Source organism: Actinoplanes sp. NPDC051343, assembly GCF_044455125.1.
In the GTDB taxonomy this organism is placed as follows: domain Bacteria; phylum Actinomycetota; class Actinomycetes; order Mycobacteriales; family Micromonosporaceae; genus Actinoplanes.
This window is the reverse complement of record NZ_JBITEL010000008.1, coordinates 352663-370590: the sequence shown is the minus strand read 5'-3', so window position 1 is coordinate 370590 and position 17928 is coordinate 352663. Positions and strand designations below refer to the sequence as shown.

The window sequence follows — 17928 nt, the reverse complement described above, 5'->3', positions numbered from 1 at the left end:
CCTATCCCTGCCACCGGGCGGGGATGCCCTCCGGCGGTTCTCCCTCGCCGGCCCAGGTCAGGCCGCCGTCGGCGTCCACCACCACGATCCGTGGCGTGCGGACCTGCCCCCAGGCCACCGCTTCGGTGGTGGTGGGGAAGTTGGGCCCCTCCTCGAGGACGCCCTTGTCGGCGTCGCTCTCGGCCGGGCTGCCACCCGACCGCTCCCAGTAACCGGTCCACACCGTCTCGCCGCCGTGCAGGTCGGGGTGCACGAAGACGGTGCCCCGCCCCCGCCACCGGGCCAGTTCGGTCGGCACCTGGTGGCCGGACGCCGGGCCGGTGACCTTGTCCAGGTCGTCCGGGCCGAACGCGTGTGGCAGCAGTTCGGCCATGCTCAACGGCCGGGGCAGCGCCTCGACGATGCACTGCGGCCCGCCGTGTTCCCAGAGCAGCTGCCGGCAACGCCCGCAGGGCATCAGCGGCGAGCCGTTGGCGTCCACGCAGGAGACGGCCACCAGCCGCCCGCCGCCAGTCGCGATCAGCGAGCTGACCAATCCGCATTCGGCGCACAGCGTGACGCCGTACGAGGCGTTCTCCACGTTGCAGCCGACGACCACCCGGCCGTCGTCCACCAGCCCCGCCACCCCGACCGGAAAGTCGGAGTACGGGACGTACGCGTGCCGCATGGCCTCGATGGCCTGCGCACGCAACCCGGCCCAGTCGATCTCCATGCGCCGATTGTGCACCACCCCGCGGGCCGCGGGCTCAGCTCTTGACGTACGGCACACCGTCGGCCTTCGGGGCCCGCACCCGGCCGACCAGCCCGGCCACCGCGACGATGGTCGCGAGGTAGGGCAGCATGTTGAGGAACTGGTTGGGCACCGGGCTGCCGACCACGCTCAGGTAGTTGGCCAGTTCCTGGGTGAAGCCGAAGAACAGGGCCGCGCCGAGCGCCCCGAACGGCGTCCACCGACCGAAGATGAGCGCGGCCAGCGCGATGTAGCCGAGGCCGCCGGTCATGTTCTGGTTGAACGCGTCGCTCGAGATCAGCGTGAAGTACGACCCGCCGGCGCCGGCGACGAGGCCGCCCAGCAGCACGTTCGTGTATCGCAGTCCACGCACCCGCACGCCGACCGTGTCGGCCGCGACCGGGTGCTCGCCGACCGCCCGGGTGCGCAGGCCCCACCGGGTGCGCTTGAGCGCGAAGTGGATGACGAAGACCAGGATCAGCGCCAGCCAGACCAGCACGTTGGTGTGGAACAGCACCGGGCCGATCAGCGGGATGTCGGACAGGCCGGGCACCTTGATCTCGGCGAGGTGCGGCGGCTGGTTGTATTTGGCCGCGTCGGGCTGCATGAGACGGTCGTAGAGGAAGCCGGTGATGCCGGCCGCGAAGAGGTTGAGCACCACGCCGACCACCACCTGGTCGACCAGGAACTTGATCGCCAGCACGGCGAGCAGTGCCGCGATCAGCACACCGCCGAGCATGGCGCTGATCACGCCCGCCCACACGCTGGTGGCCAGCGTGCCGAACAGGGCGGCGCAGAACGCGCCGGTCAGGAACTGGGCCTCGATGCCGACGTTGACCACGCCGGAACGTTCGCCGAGCACACCGGCCAGCGCGCCGAGGATCAGCGGCAGGGCCAGCTCGAGGGAGAACCGGGCGGTCGCCACCAGCGGCAGGAACTTCCCCGCCACCTGCCAGCAGAGGAACGAGACGACGAAGGTGACGATGCCCAGCACGAGCAGCGCGTTGTAGCGCTTGCGGACCCGGGCGGTCAGCATCAGCACGCCGATCGCCAGCGTGATGACGCCGAACACGATCGTGCCGAGCTGCCCGTTGAGCTTCAGCGCGGCGCCGGTGGCGTTCTCGCTGAGCGTGAAGCGCGCGGTATTCGACTCGGCCAGCGGCCCGAAGACCGCGGCCGCGATCAGTCCGATCACTGCGATGCCGGCACCGAGGCGGCGCTGGCGGATCCAGAATGGTTCCGGCGCCGTGACGACCTCGGAGCGTTCCTCGACGGTTGCGGTGGACACCCCGCTCACCAGCCCTTCGCCATCGAGGCGCCGAGCCGGGCGGACCGGGCGGCGCGGAGCTGGAAGATCGCCTTGACCAGTGCGGGCGCGGCGATGAACACGACGATCAGGGCCTGGATCACGGTGACCAGCTGCACCGAGATGCTCAGGTCGGTCTGCAGGTAGTTGCCACCGGCCCGCAGGCCGCCGTAGAGGATCGCGGCCAGCAGGGTGCCCCACGGCTTGTTGCGCCCGAGCAGGGCGACCAGCAGACCGTCGAAGCCGATGTTGCCGGCCACCTGGGCGGTGAGCCGGTCGGCGGTGCCGAGCACCTGGGTCGCGCCGCCGAGGCCGGCCAGCGCCCCGGCCACCACCATCAGCATCGTGTACGTGCGGCCGACGCTCATGCCGGCGGTCCGGGCCGCAGTCGGGTTGAGGCCGACCGCGCGCAGCTCGAAACCGAACGAGGATCGGTTGATCAACCAGGCCACGCCGGCCGTGGCCAGCACGGCCAGCACGATGCCCAGGTGCACCCGCAGCGGGGCGGGCAGCGCCGGCAGCTCCGCGCTGGCGTGGATGGTCTTGCTGATCGCGTCGCTGCGGTGCGGGTCCTGAATGCCCTTGGTCAGGATCAGCCAGCTCAGGAACAGGCTCGCGGTGTAGTTGAGCATGATCGTGATGATCACCTCGTGGGCACCGGTCCGGGCCTTGAGGAAGCCGGGGATGAACCCCCAGAGTGCCCCGCCGAGCGCGCCGGCGACGAGCGCCACGACCAGGTTGAGCACGATCGGCAGGCCGAGGGAGAAGCCGGCCACCGCGGACAACACGCACCCGAGGACGGCCTGCCCCTGGCCACCGATGTTGAACAGGCCGCCCCGGAAGGCGATCGCGACCGACAGGCCGGTGAAGACCAGCGGCGCCGCGTACGTCAGTGTCTCGGAGATCGGGTTGAAGGCGTTCTGCCAGGTGCCGGTGCCGTCGAACCACTTCTGGAACGACAGCGGGTCGAACACCGCACCCTTGAACAGGTCGTAGTACGCGTTGCTGACCAGACCCCAGCTGGCGCTCAGTGCGTCGCTCGGCCGGGAGGTGAAGTACGAGTACATCGAGAGCACGTGCGGGTCGGAGATGACGACCAGCACCGCGCTGATGACCAGGGCCAGCACGATCGACAGGATCGTGACGGTGACGGTGTTGGCCGACCACAGGTTGCGCACGAACAGCGTGAGAAACGAATCCGGCTTTTGCTCGGGCTCGGGGGGCGCCTCGGCGGTGGTGCTCACGCGCTTTCCTCTTCCTCGACAGCGACACCGGCCATGAGCAGGCCCAACTCCTCGCGCGGGCGGTCCGGCGAGACGACTGCGAGGATGCGGCCGCGGTACATCACGGCGATCCGGTCGGCCAGCCCGACGACCTCGTCCAGCTCGCTGGAGATCACGATCACGGCGGTGCCGGTGTCCCGCTCGTGCACGATCTGGTTGTGGATGAACTCGATCGAGCCCACGTCCACGCCGCGGGTCGGCTGCGCGGCGATCAGCAGCTTGAGCGGCCGGGACATTTCGCGGGCCACGACGACCTTCTGCTGGTTGCCGCCGGAAAGGGTGCCGACGGTCGACTCGGCCGAGGAGGTACGGATGTCGAAGCGCTCCACCCGCTCGCGGGCCGAGTCGGCGACCGCCGAGGGGTTGAGCCGGAACGCGTTGCCGTACGGCGCCCGGTCGTACATGTCGAGGACCAGATTTTCGGCGACCGTGAACTCCTTGACCACGCCGTCGAGGCTGCGGTCCTCGGGGATGTAGCCCACTCCGGCGCCGAGGATCTGCTTGGTCGTGCGGCCGGCCAGGTCCTGCCCGGCGAGCTCGATCGTGCCGGCGCGTGGGATGCGGAGCCCGACCAGCGCCTCGGCCAGTTCGGTCTGGCCGTTGCCCTGCACGCCGGCGATGCCGAGCACCTCGCCGGCCCGCACGGTCAGGTCGATGCCGTCGACCACGCGCACGCCGCGCTCGTCGTCGACGATCAGGTTGCTGATCTTGAGCATCTCGTCGCCCGGCTCGGCCGGGGTCTTGGTGACCTCGAGGCTGACGTCGCGGCCGACCATCAGCGCGGCCAGTTCGTCCTCGGAGGTGTCGGGGGTGGCGGTCGCGACCGTACGCCCGCGCCGGATCACCGTGATCCGGTCGGCGATCGCCTTGACCTCGCGCAGCTTGTGGGTGATGAAGACGATCGACTTGCCCGACTCGGCCAGCCCGCGCATGACCGCGAGCAGTTCGTCGGTCTCCTGGGGGGTCAGCACCGCGGTCGGCTCGTCGAGGATGAGCAGGTCGACGTCGCGGGTCAGGGCCTTGACGATCTCGACCCGCTGCTGTGCGCCGACCGGCAGGTTTTCGACGAGGGCGTCCGGGTCGACCGGCAGGCCGTACTTCTTGGAGGTCTCGAGTACGTCGCGTCGGTTGCGGCGGCGGTCGAGCCAGCCGAGCGGGCCGCCGGTGGTCTCCTCGGCGCCGAGCGCGATGTTCTCCGCCACGGTGAAGACCGGGATCAGCATGAAGTGCTGGTGGACCATGCCGATGCCGGCCGCGATCGCGTCCCGCGGGCTGCGGAACACCTTGGCCTCACCGTCGACCAGGATCTCGCCCTCATCCGGCTGCAGCAGACCGTAGAGCTGGTTCATCAGCGTCGACTTGCCGGCGCCGTTCTCGCCCAGCAGGGCGTGCACCTCGCCCGGCTCGACGGTGATGTCGATGTGATCGTTGGCCACCAGGTCGCCGAAGCGCTTGGTGATGCCGCGCAATTCGAGTCTCAGCGGAATCTCCCCGACCTCGGTCCAACCTTGAAGACCATTAGAGTGGCCGCCGCGAAGCCGCGAAAGTTCTTCGCGGCCGCACGGCGGCCAGGATCCTACCCAGCTAGCGAGACGTCACTTGGGGTCGGCGGCCGACTCGACCTTGACCTTGCCCGAGATGATGTCCTTCTTCAGCTGGTCGACCTCGCCCTTCAGGCCCGAGTCGACCTTGCTGTCGAACTGGTTGTAGGGCGCCAGCGAGACGCCGTTGTTCTCCAGGTTGCCCAGGTAGCCCGGGGAGGCGGCCAGCGCCTGGCCTCCGGCACCGGAGACGACGGCCTTCTGCACCGCGTCGGTGACGTTCTTCTGGACCGTGGTCAGGAAGACGTCGCAGTCCTGCGCGGCGCTCTTGCAGCCGTCCTGGTCGACCCAGATGATCGCGACCTTGCCGCCCGAGCTCTTGGCCACCTCGGCCGCGCCGAGGCCGGTGCCACCGGCGACCGGCATCACGATGTCGGCCCCCTGAGCGACGAACGTGCTGGCCAGCGCCTTGCCCTTGGCCGGGCTGGCGAAGTCCTCGGTGAACGAGCCGTTCTGCTTGGCCTTGTCCCAGCCGAGCACCTGCACGTTCTTCTTCTTCTGGGTGTTGTAGTAGGCGACGCCGTCGGCGAAACCGTCCATGAAGATGGTGACCGGCGGGATCTTCCGGCCGCCGAAGGTCGCCACCTTGCCGCTCTTCGAGTAGCCCGCCGCGAGGTAGCCGGCCAGGAACGCGGCCTGGTCGGTCTCGAACTGCATCGGGTAGATGTTGGCCGCCGTGCTGTTGCTGTCGACGATCGCGAACTGCGACTTGGGGTTCTCCGTCGCGACCTTCTTGGTGGCGTCGCCCATCAGGCCGCCGACCGCGAGGATGAAGTTGCAGTTCTGCGAGGTGAAGCCGCGCAGGTTGGGCTCGTAGTCGCTCTCCGCGGTGGAGGCGACGTACTTCGGATCCACGTTGCCGGCCTGCGTCTTGGCCGCCTGGATGCCGGCCCACGCCGAGGCGTTGAACGACTTGTCGTCGATGCCGCCGGTGTCGGTGACCATGCAGGCCTTGAACGCGGCGGTCGTGCCGGCGCTCGATCCGCCGGTGCTGCCGGTGCTGCTATCGGGTGCCTTGCCACACGCGGCCGCAGTGAGCGTCAGCCCACCTGCCGCGAGAATCGCAACGATCCGCTTCCCACGTACCGAGCGCAAGACGCCCTCCTTCCACTGCACGCCCGACCTCCGTCGGGTGTGTCTTCAGGTCGGGAGCGTAACCGCAGGCCACAGTGGCAGAGGCAATTCCGCCCGGACTGTTGGCGCACCGTTATCAAGCGGCGGCGGCCACCGGCCCTTCAGGTGCGATTCGGCGGGAATTGACCGGTGAGAGCGGCGACCGGCCGTCAATCTTGCGGCCGACCGGCCCCGGAAGCCACGATTTCTTCGGCCTCGGCCACTCGGCCGATGCCCGATCGACCGGCCCGCCAGGCGCGGATGCCCAAGACGCCGACGGTGGTGCCGATCACCAGCGAGGCGACGATCAGAACCGCGTGCACCCAGAGGAAGGCGGTCGGCGTCCCGTTCCGGAACGCACGGTCGTCGTCGTAGATCGCCAGCCCGAACCGCGGCCAGATCAGCCACGTCCAGACCCCGACGCCGATCAGGAAGACGGCCCACTTCCGCGAGATCACCATGACCCCACTATCTCAACCGGTCCGGTCACGCATGCTTTCGGTACGCGGCGAGCGCCGCCCCGCACCAGCCGTCGCCGCGCCCGCCCCTCCCGGCCCGGGCCCGCACGCTCCCACCCGCGACATTCGTGCCGCCCGGTCAACCGGCGAGCCTCGCCGCGATCCGGGCCCAGCCCTCGCGTACCTCAGCCTCGGTCGGCGCACGCCCGGGACGCACCCGCCGGGTCTCGTACGCCTCTTCGTCGAACTCGGGTTCGTCCGGGCCGGCCGGCGCCTCGGCCGCCGCCCGCGCCAGTTCGATCTCGTCGCGGATCGCCTCGGCGTCCGGGCGGGGCAGCAGCGGCTCGACGACCGCGAGCAGGTCCTCGTCGGCCACCACGGCCTGGGCCAGCGCGAGCGCGTGGGCCCGCTCGTAGGGCCCGCAGACCACCGGTTCCCAGTCCTCCTCGTCGCCGAGCGACCCGATCGTGATGACCCAGGGCAGGTCGGCCACCGGCGAGTCCGGCGGCAGGTCCAGCGTCACGAGTGAGCCCACGGGCACATCATTCCGGGCGGCTGTACCGAATCCAGGTATTTTGCCCCACTGGGGCATTTTTATCGTCTGCTGAGAGATCAACAACGCGGCCGTGCGGGCTGGTTGCCGCCCAGGCCGCGCCGAACAGCAGCAGCTGGTTGAAGACGTAGAGATAGACCAGCACACCGACCGCCGAACCGACCAGCCCGTACGCCGGGTTGCGCTCCACCAGGCCGACGAACGACTTGCCGACCGTGTTGAGCAACGTCAGCCCGACGCCGACCTGCAGGACCGGGGGCGCCATCCGGCGTACGGTCATGCGCAGCCGCGGCACCGCGGCGAGCAACGCCGCCGCCAGCAGCATGTTGACCGCGATCGTGAGCAGCAGGCTGATCGTCGACAGCACCCAGCCGCCGGCCAGCCAGTCGAGAAGCTGTTCGAGGCCGTAGACCGCGAGCTGGGAGGCGGCCAGCAGCAACAGGATGCCGATCAGCACGAGCAGGTCGAGCGCCTGCCGGACACCGATGTAGCCGGGCTGCTCGGGAACCCTCCAGATCAGCCGCTGCGAGGACCGGATCGACTCCACCCAGCCGATGCCGGTGAAGGTCAGGCCGATGAGGCCGACGATGCCGACCGTCCGGCCGCTGTCCTGGATGGCCCGCACGTCGAGGAAGGGCAGATTCTGCCGGAGGAAGTCGTGCACGATGTCGAACAGCTGCTTGTTGTTGGTCAGCAGGATGCCGAAGACCGAGTAGCCGATCAGCAGCAGCGCGAAGATGGCGAAGAACCCGTAGTAGGCGATCGCGGCGGCCAGCCGTCCACCCTGCACCTCCCAGAAGCGCAGCAGGGCCCGGCAGAAGTGGTCGAAATAGCGGGAGCGCAGGCGCACTCGCATGATCCGCGACTCGGCGGCGTTGTACGCCCGATCGATCGGGTTCACCGGGCGACCGTAACTTAACTTCAGGCGCCCAGCGGGAAGTCGCGGCGCGGCCGCCACGGTCCTTCGCCGCCGTGCGAGAACAGGGTGAACGCGCTGACCGGGAACTTGCAGGAGAAGCCGGAGAGGTCGTCGAACACCGCGTCGAGCGCCTCGGGCGGCACGTCCTGGGCGACCGTGACGTGCGGGTGGTAGGGAAACCGGGTCTCCCGGCTGACCTCGTCGGCCGACGTGATCGCTTCGGCCAGCAGCTCGCACTCGCTGATGCCGACCACCAGGGTCACGAACACCACCTCGGTGACCGGGCGGAACGTGCCGGTGCCGCGCAGGTGGATGGTGAACGGCTGCTGGGCGGCCGCCACCTTTTCCAGGTGCCGCTCGATCGCCGGCAGGTCGGCCGTCGCCACCTCGGTCGGGCCGAGCAGCGTGACGTGAGCCGGCGTGTACGCCGCCTGCGGATCACCGGCCTCGCTCCGGCGCCGGGTCAGCATCGGACCCCACGGGTCGGGGATGTCGATCGCGACGCCGATCCGCGTCGCCGGGTCCGCCTCACGCACCGGGTCGCCCACTCCGGCTCAGACCCCGCGCGCCGGGCTGAGGAAACCCACCTTCTGGTACGCCGTGGCGAGCGTGACCGCCGAGACGGCGCGGGCCTTCTCCGCCCCGACCGCCAGCACCTTGTCGAGGTAGCCGGGGTCGTCCAGATAGGCCTTGGTGCGCTGCTGGATCGGCTTGACGAACTCGACCACCACCTCGGCGAGGTCTTTCTTGAGGTCGCCGTAGCCCTTGCCCTCGTAGTGCTCGAGTAGCTCGTCGATCGCGCGGTTGGTGAGTGCCGCGTACATCGTCAGGAGGTTGCTGACGCCGGGCTTCTTCTCCTCGTCGTAGAGGATCTCGCGGCCGGTGTCGGTGACCGCCGACTTGATCTTCTTGGCCGAGCGGGCCGGGTCTTCCAGCAGCTCGATGATGCCGTTGGGCGAGGAGGCCGACTTCGACATCTTGGACGTCGGGTCCTGCAGGTCGGTGATCTTGGCGGTGTCGCGCACGATGTACGCCGAGGGGACCGTGAACGACTGCCCGTACCGGGTGTTGAACCGCTGCGCGAGGTCGCGGGTCAGCTCGAGGTGCTGCCGCTGGTCTTCCCCGACCGGCACCTGGTCGGCCTGGTAGAGCAGGATGTCGGCGGCCTGCAGGATCGGGTAGGTGAACAGCCCGACCGTGGTCGTGTCGGCGGCCTTGGCCGACTTGTCCTTGAACTGGACCATGCGCCCGGCCTCGCCGAACCCGGTGATGCAGCTGAGCACCCACGCCAACTGTGCGTGCTCGGGCACGTGGGACTGCACGAACAGCGTGCAGCGCTCCGGGTCGAGCCCGACCGCGAGCAGCTGGGCGACCGAGATGCGGGTGCGGCTGCGCAGGGCCGCCGGGTCGTGCCCCATGGTGATCGCGTGCAGGTCGACCACGCAGTAGAACGCGTCGTGCGTGTCCTGCATCGAGACCCAGTTGCGCACCGCGCCCAGGTAGTTGCCGAGGTGGAACGAGTCGGCGGTCGGCTGGATGCCGGAGAGCACTCGCGGGCGACGGGCGGCGTCGGACATGAACGCCATTGTGTCAGTCTCGTAGGGCGGCCCGCGAACCCCCCGGGCCCGAGTGTCTGATGTTTGAAGTTGTTGACTTGTGAGCGTTTGTGGGGAATTCTTGGTCCGACCGAAGGAGTAATGCCGTGAAACTGCTCGTTACCGGGGGCGCCGGCTACATCGGCAGCGTCACCAGCCAGCTGCTGCTCGACGCCGGCCACCAGGTGGTCGTGCTCGACAACCTGGTCACCGGGTTCCGCGAGGCCGTCGCGCCCGACGCGACCTTCGTCGAGAAGGACATCGAGAACGCGGCCGACGTACTCACCGAAGAGGCCGGGTTCGACGCGGTGCTGCACTTCGCCGGCCTGATCGCGGCCGGCGAGTCGATGGCCAGGCCGGAGCTCTACTGGCACGACAACGTGGTGAAGTCGCTCGCCCTGCTCGACGCCGTCCGCGCCGCCCGGGTGCCGCGCTTCATCTTCTCGTCCACCGCCGCGGTCTACGGCAACCCCCTCGAGCTGCCGATCCCCGAGACCGCGGTGAAGGCCCCGACCAACACGTACGGGGCGACCAAGCTGACCTTCGATCACGCGCTGACCTCGGAGACGTTCGCGCACCGGCTGGCCGCGGTGTCGCTGCGCTACTTCAACGTGGCCGGGGCCTACATCCACGACGGTCACGAGATCGGCGAGCGGCACGACCCGGAGACCCACCTGATCCCGATCGCCCTGCAGGTCGCGGCCGGCAAGCGCGAAAAGCTGCAGCTGTTCGGCGACGACTACCCGACCGTCGACGGCACCAACGTGCGCGACTACATCCACGTCGAAGACCTGGCCCGCGCGCACCTGCTGGCGCTCGGCGCGGCCACCCCCGGCGAGCACAAGATCTACAACCTGGGCAACGGCAACGGCTTCTCCAACAAGCAGGTCGTCGAGGCGGCCCGCGAGGTCACCGGCGCCGAACTGCCGGTCGAAGTGGCGCCCCGCCGCGACGGCGACCCGGCCGCCCTGGTCGCTTCGTCCGCCAAGGCCCGCGACGAGCTGGGATGGGTGCCGCAGAAAAACACGCTGCAGGCGATGATCGGCGACGCCTGGACCTTCTACCGCGCCCACGTGGCCTGAAAAGGACATCGCATGACCGTCGCCGAGGACGCCGCTGCCGCGTTCCGCACGCAATACGCCGCCGAGCCGAGCGGCCTGTGGGCCGCGCCGGGCCGGGTCAACCTCATCGGCGAGCACACCGACTACAACGAGGGCTTCGTGCTCCCGTTCGCGCTTCCGCAGCGTACGGTCGCGGCGGTCGGCCCGGCACCCGCCGGCGCCTGGTCGGTCTTCTCCACCGACGCCGAAGGCGAGGTGTCGTTCGGTGTCACCCAGCCGGGTGAGGTGAGCGGCTGGGCCGGCTACCCGGCCGGCATCGTCTGGGCGCTGCGCGACGCCGGTTTCGACGTGCCGGGCGCCCGCATCGCCCTCGCCTCCGAGGTGCCGGTCGGCTCCGGCCTGTCGTCGTCGGCCGCGCTCGAATCGGCCGTGCTCACCGCCCTGGCCGACCTGGGCGGCCTCGACCTGCCGGTCGACCGGCGGCCGGCGCTCGCCCAGCGCGCCGAGAACGTGTACGTCGGCGCGCCCACCGGCATCCTCGACCAGTCCGCGTCGATCCGCTGCCAGGAGGGCCGGGCGCTGTTCCTGGACTGCCGGTCGTTCGAAGTCGAGCAGATCCCGTTCGACCTGGCCGCGGCCGGCCTGGCCATCCTGGTGATCAACAGCAACGCCCCGCACCAGCACGTCGACGGTGAGTACGGCGCCCGCCGCAAGTCGTGCGAGGCGGCGGCCGCGGCCCTCGGCGTGCCCGCGCTGCGCGACATCTCGGTCGACGGCCTCCCGGCCGCGCTGGCCGCGCTGGACGACGACGTGATGCGCCGCCGGGTCCGGCACGTGGTCACCGAGGACCAGCGCGTCCTCGACACGGTCGCGCTGCTGCGGGCCGGCAAGGTCCGCGAGATCGGCCCGCTGCTGACCGCCTCCCACGCGTCGATGCGCGACGACTTCGAGATCACGGTCGACCAGGTCGACGTGGCGGTCCAGGCGGCACTCGACGCGGGGGCGTACGGCGCCCGCATGACCGGGGGCGGCTTCGGCGGCTGCGTGCTGGCCCTGATCGACGCCGACCGGGCCGCCGAGGTCACCGGCGCCGTCGACGCGGCCTACGCGGCGCGCGGCTTCACCCCGGCCACCTCGTGGATCGCGGTCGCCGGGCCGGGCGCGACCAAGCTTTAGGCCGGCCGCTGCCGGGGTACCCCGGGGTCATGACCAGCGAACCGCAGCAGGAAGCACCCGAGCACGACGAGCCCAACGACGCCGGCTTCGCGGGCGCGGCGACCACGCCGACCCCGGAGCGGGGCACGGAAGAGAGCTACGGCGAGTCGATCGCGGTGCCCGCGGGCGACATCACCGGTCCCCTGATGGAGGCCATCGAGCACGCCAGTGACCGCCACCCCGACGAGGACGACGAGCCGGGCGACCGCGAGTAACTCATCGACCCACGGTGCTTTCCCGGGCCAGCAGGCGATGGGCGACGCGCTTTCCCGGGCCAATAGGCGATGGGCGACGCGCAGCTCACGGGGCGGCCCGGAGGCGGCCGGCCCGTCGCCCAGGCGCTCGGCCAGCAGGTCGACCGCGAGCTGGGCGACGCGGGGGAAGACCGCGTCGGGTGGCCGGGGCCGGTCGAGCAGGTGGACCATCGCGGCCGCCCCCTCGGCCCGGCCGAAGCGGCCCACCCCCACCCCCACCTCCAGCGCCGGGTCGTTGGCCGGCGCGGCCTGGGCGAGCGCGGCGCGATAGCCCGGCGAGCCGCCGGCGGCACGAATCCGCACTTTCGCAGCTCGCCCTGTGTGTGCCGCCCGGTGTGCCGCTCGTCGGCTGCCTGCTCAGGCTCTGCTCGCGGCAGCACCTGCCGCTCTATGCCCGGGTGCGCCAGGCCCGGGTGGCGATCGCCGGCCGCCTGCCGGACGGCGGCCGGATGAGCGTGACCGTGGCGCCGGAGCCGGACGCGCCGAGCATCACCCGCAACCTGGTCGGCGACGCATGCCTGCGGTGGGGACCGGCCGAGCTGCTGCATCCGGCTCGCACAGTGATGTCCGAACTGGTCACCAACGGGGTCGAGCACGCCGGCACCGAGCTGACCGTGGTGGTGACCCGGCGTGGTTCCGGGCTGCAGGCGGCGGTGGCCGACTGCATCGACCGGCGTCCGCAGCTCATCGCGCGACGGCGACCGCGCCGGGGTCAGCCGCTCGACGAGCGCGGCCGCGGGCTGCAAATGGTAGCCGCGACGGCGACCGCGTGGGGTTCGCTGCCGACGCCGGTCGGCAAGGTGGTGTGGGCGACGCTGCAGCAGGCCCGCGAAGAGCAGCCGGTCGCGGTGCCGCGGCGGCGTCATCCGAACGCCTCGGCACCGCACCGGTAGAACGACTACTGGGCCTCGATGATCATGCCGGCCGCGACGGTCCGGTTGGTCGACTCGTCGATCAGGACGAAGCCGCCGGTCGTACGGTTGCGGCGGTACTCGTCGGCGAGCAGCGGGACCGTGGTGCGCAGCCGCACCCGCCCGATCTCGTTGAGCGTCAGCTGATCGGCATTTTCGTCGCGGTGCAGCGTGTTGACGTCGAGCCGGTACTGCAGGCCGCGGATCACCGTGCGGGCGGTCCGGGTGGTGTGCTTGATCGAGTATTTCCCGCCGACCCGCAGCGGCGCGGTCTCGTCCATCCAGCAGAGCATCGCCTCGATGTCCTGCGCGACTCCGGGTGCGTTGTGCGGACGGCAGATCATGTCGCCCCGCGAGATGTCGATCTCGTCGGCGAGCCGGACCGTCACCGACATCGGCGGGAACGCCTCGTCGACCGGCCCGTCGGCGGTGTCGATCCCGGCGATCGTGCTGGTCAGCCCGGACGGCAGCACCATCACCTCGTCGCCCGGCTTGAGCACGCCGCTCGCCACCTGACCGGCGTACCCGCGGTAGTCGGTCACCGTGGTCGACTGCGGGCGGATCACGTACTGCACCGGGAAGCGCACGTCGACCAGGTTGCGGTCGGAGGCGATGTGCACGTGCTCCAGGTGGTGGAGCAGCGACGGGCCCTCGTACCAGGGCGACTTGTCCGACCGGGACGCGATGTTGTCGCCGTTGAGCGCCGAGATCGGGATGATCGTCAGATCGGGTGCGTCGAGCTTGGCCGCGAACGAGGTGAACTCGTCGGCGATCTTGTCGTAGACCGCCTTGTCCCAGTCGACCAGGTCCATCTTGTTGACGCAGAGCACCAGGTGCGGCACCCGCAGCAGCGTGGTCAGGAACGCGTGCCGGCGGGACTGCTCGACCAGGCCCTTGCGGGCGTCGACCAGGATCAGCGCCAGGTCGGCGGTGGACGCGCCGGTGACCATGTTCCGCGTGTACTGGATGTGGCCCGGGGTGTCGGCGATGATGAACTTGCGGCGCGGCGTCGCGAAGTAGCGGTACGCCACGTCGATCGTGATGCCCTGTTCCCGCTCGGCCCGCAGGCCGTCGGTGAGCAGCGCCAGGTTGGTGTATTCGTCACCGCGAGACGCCGACGCCGCCTCGACCGCCTCCAACTGGTCGGCGAAGATCGTCTTGGTGTCGTAGAGCAGGCGGCCGATCAGGGTCGACTTCCCGTCGTCCACGCTGCCCGCGGTCGCGAAACGCAACAGATCCATCGGGCGCGCGGCAGCCGCCTCGGTGTCCAGGACGGCCTGACTCATCAGAAGTAACCCTCTCGCTTGCGGTCTTCCATCGCGGCTTCGCTGACCTTGTCGTCGCCCCGGGTCGCACCACGCTCGGTGATGCGGGTCGCCGCGACCTCGTCGATGACCTTGTCGACCGTGTCGGCCTCGGAGAGCACGGCCGCGGTCTGCGAGGCGTCGCCGACCGTCCGGTAACGGACCCTGCGCACCGAGGAGGTCTCGCCGTCGCGCAGCCGGATGAACTCGTTGACCGCGTAGTACATCCCGTCGCGCTCGACCACCTCGCGGTCGTGCGCGTAGTAGATCGAGGGCAGCGGGACGCGCTCGCGGGCGATGTAGTGCCAGATGTCGAGCTCGGTCCAGTTGGACAGCGGGAACACCCGGATCGACTCGCCGGGGTGGTGCCGCCCGTTGTACAACGACCACAGCTCGGGACGCTGATTTTTCGGGTCCCACTGGCCGAACTCGTCGCGGAAGCTGAACACCCGCTCCTTGGCCCGCGCCTTCTCCTCATCGCGCCGGGCGCCGCCGAACAGGGCGTCGAAGCGGTATTTCTCGACCGCGGCCAGCAGCACCGGGGTCTGGATGCGGTTGCGGGTGCCGTCCGGGAGCTCGCGGACCAGGCCGGTGTCGATCGCCTCCTGCACGCCGGCCACCACCAGGTTGAGGCCGAGCGCGGCCACCCGGGTGTCGCGGAACTCGAGCACCTCGGGGAAGTTGTGGCCGGTGTCGACGTGCATGACCGGGAAGGGGATCTTGGCCGGGGCGAACGCCTTCTCGGCCAGCCGCAGCATCACGATCGAGTCCTTGCCACCCGAGAAGAGCAGCACCGGGCGCTCGAACTCGGCCATCACCTCGCGCATCACGAAGATGCTCTCGGCCTCCAAGGCGTCGAGGTGCGAAACGCGATAGGGCTTTGGCTGACTCATCGTTCTCCCGGTTGCAGGCGGAAAGGTCATTCTGTCGGAAGGTGACGCTGCAACGCTGCAAGCAACCGAGGAGCGAGATCCTTACGGCACACCACCACGTCCGGCAACTTCGGATCGGCCTCGTTGTATTTCAGCGCAGAACCGTCGATTCGGCTAGCGTGCAGCCCGGTGGCCAGCGCCACAGCGACCGGTGCGGCGGAATCCCACTCGTACTGACCGCCCGCGTGCACGTACGCGTCGGCCTCCCCGCTGATCACCGCGGCGATCTTCACCCCGGCCGATCCCATCGGGACCAGCTCGGCGCCGATGTCCTCGGCCAGCGAGGTCACGAAGGCGGGCGGCCGGGTGCGGCTGGCCGCGATCCGGATCGGGCCGCCGGTCGCCGACTGCAACGGCAGCGGAGGGTACGCCGGTGGGTGGTCGGTGGCGATCGTGCGGTGCTGGGCCGGCATGGCCACCGCGCCCGAGGTCAGGCAGCTCGGGCTGCTGCACTCGGCGGTCCAGAGCGCCACGTGCACGGCCCAGTCGGCGCGACCCTCTTCGGAGAACTCCCGGGTGCCGTCCAGCGGGTCGATGATCCAGACCCGGCCGGCGCTCAGCCGGTCGGCGCCGGTCCGGATCTCCCGGGAGTGCGCGTCCTCCTCCGAGAGCACCGCGTCGGCCGGCCGCCAGCGGGCCAGTTCGGTGCGCAGCAGGTCGTGGGCGGCCTTGTCGCCGGCCGCCTTGAGGGCGGCGCCGTCGGCGTAGCCCATGTCTTCCCGCACCTGGAGCAACAGCCGGCCGGCCCGGTCGGCGAGCCAGCGGGCGAACGCCGAGTCCTTGGGGGGCGGGGTGCCTCCGTCGACGCTCCCGTCGCGTTGCGCGACCACGCGTGCCGACATCTCTGCCCGCTCGCTCATCGATACGCTCCTCAATATGCTCCCGACGACCGCATTACCGCGGTCATCGTGCGCAAGAGGATCACCAAGTCCAAACTGAGGGACCAGTTCTCCACATAGCGCAGGTCCAGCCGGACCGCCTCTTCCCACGGCAGGTCCGATCGTCCGGAAACCTGCCACAGGCCCGTCATGCCGGGTTTGACGGCAAGGCGGCGCCGCACGTCGTCGGCGTAGACCGCCACCTCGGACGGCAGCGGGGGCCGCGGACCGACCAGCGACATCTGCCCCAGCAGCACGTTGAGCAACTGCGGAAGCTCGTCCAGGGAGAAACGGCGCAGCCAGCGCCCGACTCCGGTGACCCGCGGATCGTCACGGATCTTGAAGAGCACACCATCCTGTTCGTTGAGGTGCCGCAGCTCGGCCAGCCGGGCCTCGGCGTCGACGTACATGCTCCGGAACTTGTAGATACGGAAAAGACGTCCGTCGCGGCCGACTCTTACCTGACGAAAGAGTACCGGCCCGCGAGAGGTCAGCCGCACACACAGTGCGACGCCGAGCAGCACCGGGCCGAAGGCCACCAGCAGGAGGAACGCGGCGACCCGATCGACCAGCTCCTTCACCAGGCGCAGCCCGCCGTGCAGCCGCGGGTGCTCGACGTGCAGCATCGGCAGCCCGTCGAACGGCCGGATCGTGGTGCGCGCCCCGGCCACGTCGACCAGCGCGCTGGCCACCACCAGGTCGACCTCGTCGCGTTCCAGCCGCCAGGCCAGCCGGCGCAGCGCGGCCCCGTCCAGCTCGGGGCAGCTGAGCACGACCACTGTGTCGGCGTCGGCCCGCTCGACCGCGCGCGCCACGTCGTCGAACGTGCCGTAGACGGTCAGCCCGTTCGGCCCGGCCACCCCGACGCCGTCGGCGCCCGGCGGCAGGCAGGCTCCCACCACTTCGAGGCCGTGATAACGCTCGCGACGCAGCTGACGAGTGATCCCGATGATCGACAGCTCGTGGCCGACCACGATCACCCGGCGCAGGCTCTCCCCGCGCGACCGGGCCCGGTGCAGCCGTTTGCGCAGCGCGAACCGCAGCACCACGGAGGACACCACCGCCGACGGCAGAGCGGCCAGGACGTAACCGCGGGCCAGGTCGAGATCGAGCGCGTAGGAGATCACCGCGGTGCCCGCGATCAGGCCCACGCCACCTCGCAGGACCCGCTGATATTCGTCGGTGCCGACGAACAGGAACCTTCTCTCGTACGCCCGGGAGACCGCGAGCACCACCGGCAGAAGGACCGGCAGCAGCGCCGTCAGCACCATGTACGCCAGGTTGTACGAGGTCACCTCGTCGCCGAAACGCAGCGCGAACGTCGTCGCCCCGGCCGTCACCCCGGCCAGCAGGTCGCAGAACACCAGCGAGCGTACGTAGCGCCGCTCCCACCGTTGCCGCCGCGACATTGCCGCGTGCCGCCCGCGGACCCGGACGAACGGGCGCGCGGCGGGACGGGTCGCGGCTGACCGGTTCCGCTTCGCCGACCAGTGCCGGTCGGTGGCGTCGTTGCGGGCCGGGTCGGGCGGCCCCTGAACCGTGCGGGGCGGCGCGTTGTCCCGGCCGGCGGCCGCGGCCGGGACCTTGGCGTTGCTGACCGACCGGGTCGGCCTCGGGCGCCGCAGCGGCCGGGCCTGGTTGGGACTGTTGCCAGGGTTGTGCCGAAGGTCCGGCAGCAGCACCGTCGGCTCGGTCAGGACGGACTCGTGCTCCGCCGACAGGTCGCGCTGCACCGTGAACCTCCCCCGATCAGCCGGACGTTCGCACCGAACCGGTGCATACGTGTGACCAACGGTCGGACGGCGTGCGCGTCAC

General features: G+C 70.3%; 18 protein-coding genes. 4 read left to right on the top strand and 14 right to left on the bottom strand.

From position 1 onward, the window contains the following. Position 1: 1 nt before the first annotated feature. The 10 genes from ACIA5C_RS27460 to trpS form a co-directional block, all read right to left on the bottom strand. On the bottom strand, positions 2 to 712 hold the full coding sequence (locus ACIA5C_RS27460) for a cytidine deaminase (RefSeq protein WP_396059472.1): 711 nt from the start codon (positions 710 to 712) through the stop codon (positions 2 to 4). Positions 713 to 746: 34 nt separating this feature from the next. Continuing rightward, positions 747 to 2018: an ABC transporter permease gene (locus ACIA5C_RS27455; protein ID WP_396059470.1), complete on the bottom strand. Its 1272-nt coding sequence runs from the start codon at positions 2016 to 2018 to the stop codon at positions 747 to 749. A 5-nt stretch (positions 2019 to 2023) separates the two neighbouring features. After that, positions 2024 to 3280, bottom strand: a complete 1257-nt coding sequence (locus ACIA5C_RS27450) for an ABC transporter permease (RefSeq protein ID WP_396059468.1) — start codon at positions 3278 to 3280, stop codon at positions 2024 to 2026. Continuing rightward, on the bottom strand, positions 3277 to 4788 hold the full coding sequence (locus ACIA5C_RS27445; protein WP_396059466.1) for an ABC transporter ATP-binding protein: 1512 nt from the start codon (positions 4786 to 4788) through the stop codon (positions 3277 to 3279). The genes ACIA5C_RS27450 and ACIA5C_RS27445 overlap by 4 nt, the downstream gene beginning before the upstream one ends. A gap of 126 nt (positions 4789 to 4914) precedes the next feature. After that, a complete protein-coding gene (locus tag ACIA5C_RS27440; RefSeq protein ID WP_396059464.1) occupies positions 4915 to 6015 on the bottom strand; it encodes a BMP family protein in 1101 nt (366 codons plus the stop codon). A gap of 188 nt (positions 6016 to 6203) precedes the next feature. Continuing rightward, positions 6204 to 6494 (bottom strand): SCO4848 family membrane protein, encoded by a 291-nt coding sequence (locus tag ACIA5C_RS27435; protein ID WP_396059462.1) that lies wholly within the window; start codon positions 6492 to 6494, stop codon positions 6204 to 6206. Positions 6495 to 6630: 136 nt separating this feature from the next. Beyond that, positions 6631 to 7026 (bottom strand): hypothetical protein, encoded by a 396-nt coding sequence (locus ACIA5C_RS27430; RefSeq protein ID WP_396059460.1) that lies wholly within the window; start codon positions 7024 to 7026, stop codon positions 6631 to 6633. Positions 7027 to 7033: 7 nt separating this feature from the next. Further along, on the bottom strand, positions 7034 to 7945 hold the full coding sequence (locus ACIA5C_RS27425) for a YihY/virulence factor BrkB family protein (protein ID WP_396059458.1): 912 nt from the start codon (positions 7943 to 7945) through the stop codon (positions 7034 to 7036). Positions 7946 to 7965: 20 nt separating this feature from the next. Beyond that, positions 7966 to 8433, bottom strand: a complete 468-nt coding sequence (locus tag ACIA5C_RS27420; RefSeq protein ID WP_396059678.1) for a 2'-5' RNA ligase family protein — start codon at positions 8431 to 8433, stop codon at positions 7966 to 7968. Between the two features lie 84 nt (positions 8434 to 8517). After that, entirely contained in the window at positions 8518 to 9540 is a 1023-nt protein-coding gene (trpS, locus tag ACIA5C_RS27415; protein ID WP_396059456.1) for a tryptophan--tRNA ligase, read from the bottom strand. A gap of 125 nt (positions 9541 to 9665) precedes the next feature. Between trpS and galE the strand changes: the two genes are divergently transcribed. The 4 genes from galE to ACIA5C_RS27395 all read left to right on the top strand — a co-directional run bounded on the left by galE (position 9666) and on the right by ACIA5C_RS27395 (position 12981). Next, positions 9666 to 10640 (top strand): UDP-glucose 4-epimerase GalE, encoded by a 975-nt coding sequence (galE, locus tag ACIA5C_RS27410; RefSeq protein ID WP_396059454.1) that lies wholly within the window; start codon positions 9666 to 9668, stop codon positions 10638 to 10640. 12 nt (positions 10641 to 10652) lie between these two features. Continuing rightward, positions 10653 to 11795, top strand: coding sequence for a galactokinase (gene galK / locus ACIA5C_RS27405; RefSeq protein ID WP_396059452.1), 1143 nt, complete (start codon positions 10653 to 10655; stop codon positions 11793 to 11795). A gap of 29 nt (positions 11796 to 11824) precedes the next feature. Then, a complete protein-coding gene (locus ACIA5C_RS27400) occupies positions 11825 to 12049 on the top strand; it encodes a hypothetical protein (RefSeq protein WP_396059450.1) in 225 nt (74 codons plus the stop codon). Positions 12050 to 12423: 374 nt separating this feature from the next. Beyond that, the gene (locus tag ACIA5C_RS27395) at positions 12424 to 12981 is read left to right on the top strand and encodes an ATP-binding protein (RefSeq protein WP_396059448.1); all 558 of its coding nucleotides are present in this window, start codon (positions 12424 to 12426) and stop codon (positions 12979 to 12981) included. Between the two features lie 5 nt (positions 12982 to 12986). On the opposite strand, the gene ACIA5C_RS27390 is transcribed toward ACIA5C_RS27395, so the two are convergent. From ACIA5C_RS27390 to ACIA5C_RS27375, 4 genes are read right to left on the bottom strand one after another with little or no spacing between them, the layout of a single operon-like run. Further along, positions 12987 to 14285 carry a sulfate adenylyltransferase subunit 1 gene (locus tag ACIA5C_RS27390; protein ID WP_396059446.1) on the bottom strand — a complete coding sequence of 433 codons (1299 nt, stop codon included), beginning with the start codon at positions 14283 to 14285 and terminating at the stop codon, positions 12987 to 12989. Further along, complete coding sequence (gene cysD / locus ACIA5C_RS27385; RefSeq protein ID WP_396059444.1) at positions 14285 to 15196, bottom strand: sulfate adenylyltransferase subunit CysD; 912 nt, start codon at positions 15194 to 15196, stop codon at positions 14285 to 14287. Before cysD ends, ACIA5C_RS27390 begins: the two co-directional genes overlap by 1 nt. A 26-nt stretch (positions 15197 to 15222) precedes the next feature. Then, the gene (locus tag ACIA5C_RS27380) at positions 15223 to 16077 is read right to left on the bottom strand and encodes a 3'(2'),5'-bisphosphate nucleotidase CysQ (RefSeq protein ID WP_396059676.1); all 855 of its coding nucleotides are present in this window, start codon (positions 16075 to 16077) and stop codon (positions 15223 to 15225) included. A gap of 29 nt (positions 16078 to 16106) precedes the next feature. After that, positions 16107 to 17522 (bottom strand): sugar transferase, encoded by a 1416-nt coding sequence (locus ACIA5C_RS27375; RefSeq protein WP_396059674.1) that lies wholly within the window; start codon positions 17520 to 17522, stop codon positions 16107 to 16109. Positions 17523 to 17928: the final 406 nt, after the last annotated feature.

Excerpts from the sequence above, each read along its gene's own strand:
- trpS (WP_396059456.1), bottom strand. The coding sequence starts at position 9,540 with ATGTCCGACGCCGCCCGTCGCCCGCGAGTGCTCTCCGGCATCCAGCCG.
- ACIA5C_RS27390 (WP_396059446.1), bottom strand. The coding sequence starts at position 14,285 with ATGAGTCAGGCCGTCCTGGACACCGAGGCGGCTGCCGCGCGCCCGATG.
- ACIA5C_RS27460 (WP_396059472.1), bottom strand. The coding sequence starts at position 712 with ATGGAGATCGACTGGGCCGGGTTGCGTGCGCAGGCCATCGAGGCCATG.
- ACIA5C_RS27380 (WP_396059676.1), bottom strand. The coding sequence starts at position 16,077 with ATGTCGGCACGCGTGGTCGCGCAACGCGACGGGAGCGTCGACGGAGGC.
- galK (WP_396059452.1), top strand. The coding sequence starts at position 10,653 with ATGACCGTCGCCGAGGACGCCGCTGCCGCGTTCCGCACGCAATACGCC.
- ACIA5C_RS27400 (WP_396059450.1), top strand. The coding sequence starts at position 11,825 with ATGACCAGCGAACCGCAGCAGGAAGCACCCGAGCACGACGAGCCCAAC.
- cysD (WP_396059444.1), bottom strand. The coding sequence starts at position 15,196 with ATGAGTCAGCCAAAGCCCTATCGCGTTTCGCACCTCGACGCCTTGGAG.
- ACIA5C_RS27435 (WP_396059462.1), bottom strand. The coding sequence starts at position 6,494 with ATGGTGATCTCGCGGAAGTGGGCCGTCTTCCTGATCGGCGTCGGGGTC.
- ACIA5C_RS27375 (WP_396059674.1), bottom strand. The coding sequence starts at position 17,522 with ATGTCGCGGCGGCAACGGTGGGAGCGGCGCTACGTACGCTCGCTGGTG.
- ACIA5C_RS27420 (WP_396059678.1), bottom strand. The coding sequence starts at position 8,433 with ATGCTGACCCGGCGCCGGAGCGAGGCCGGTGATCCGCAGGCGGCGTAC.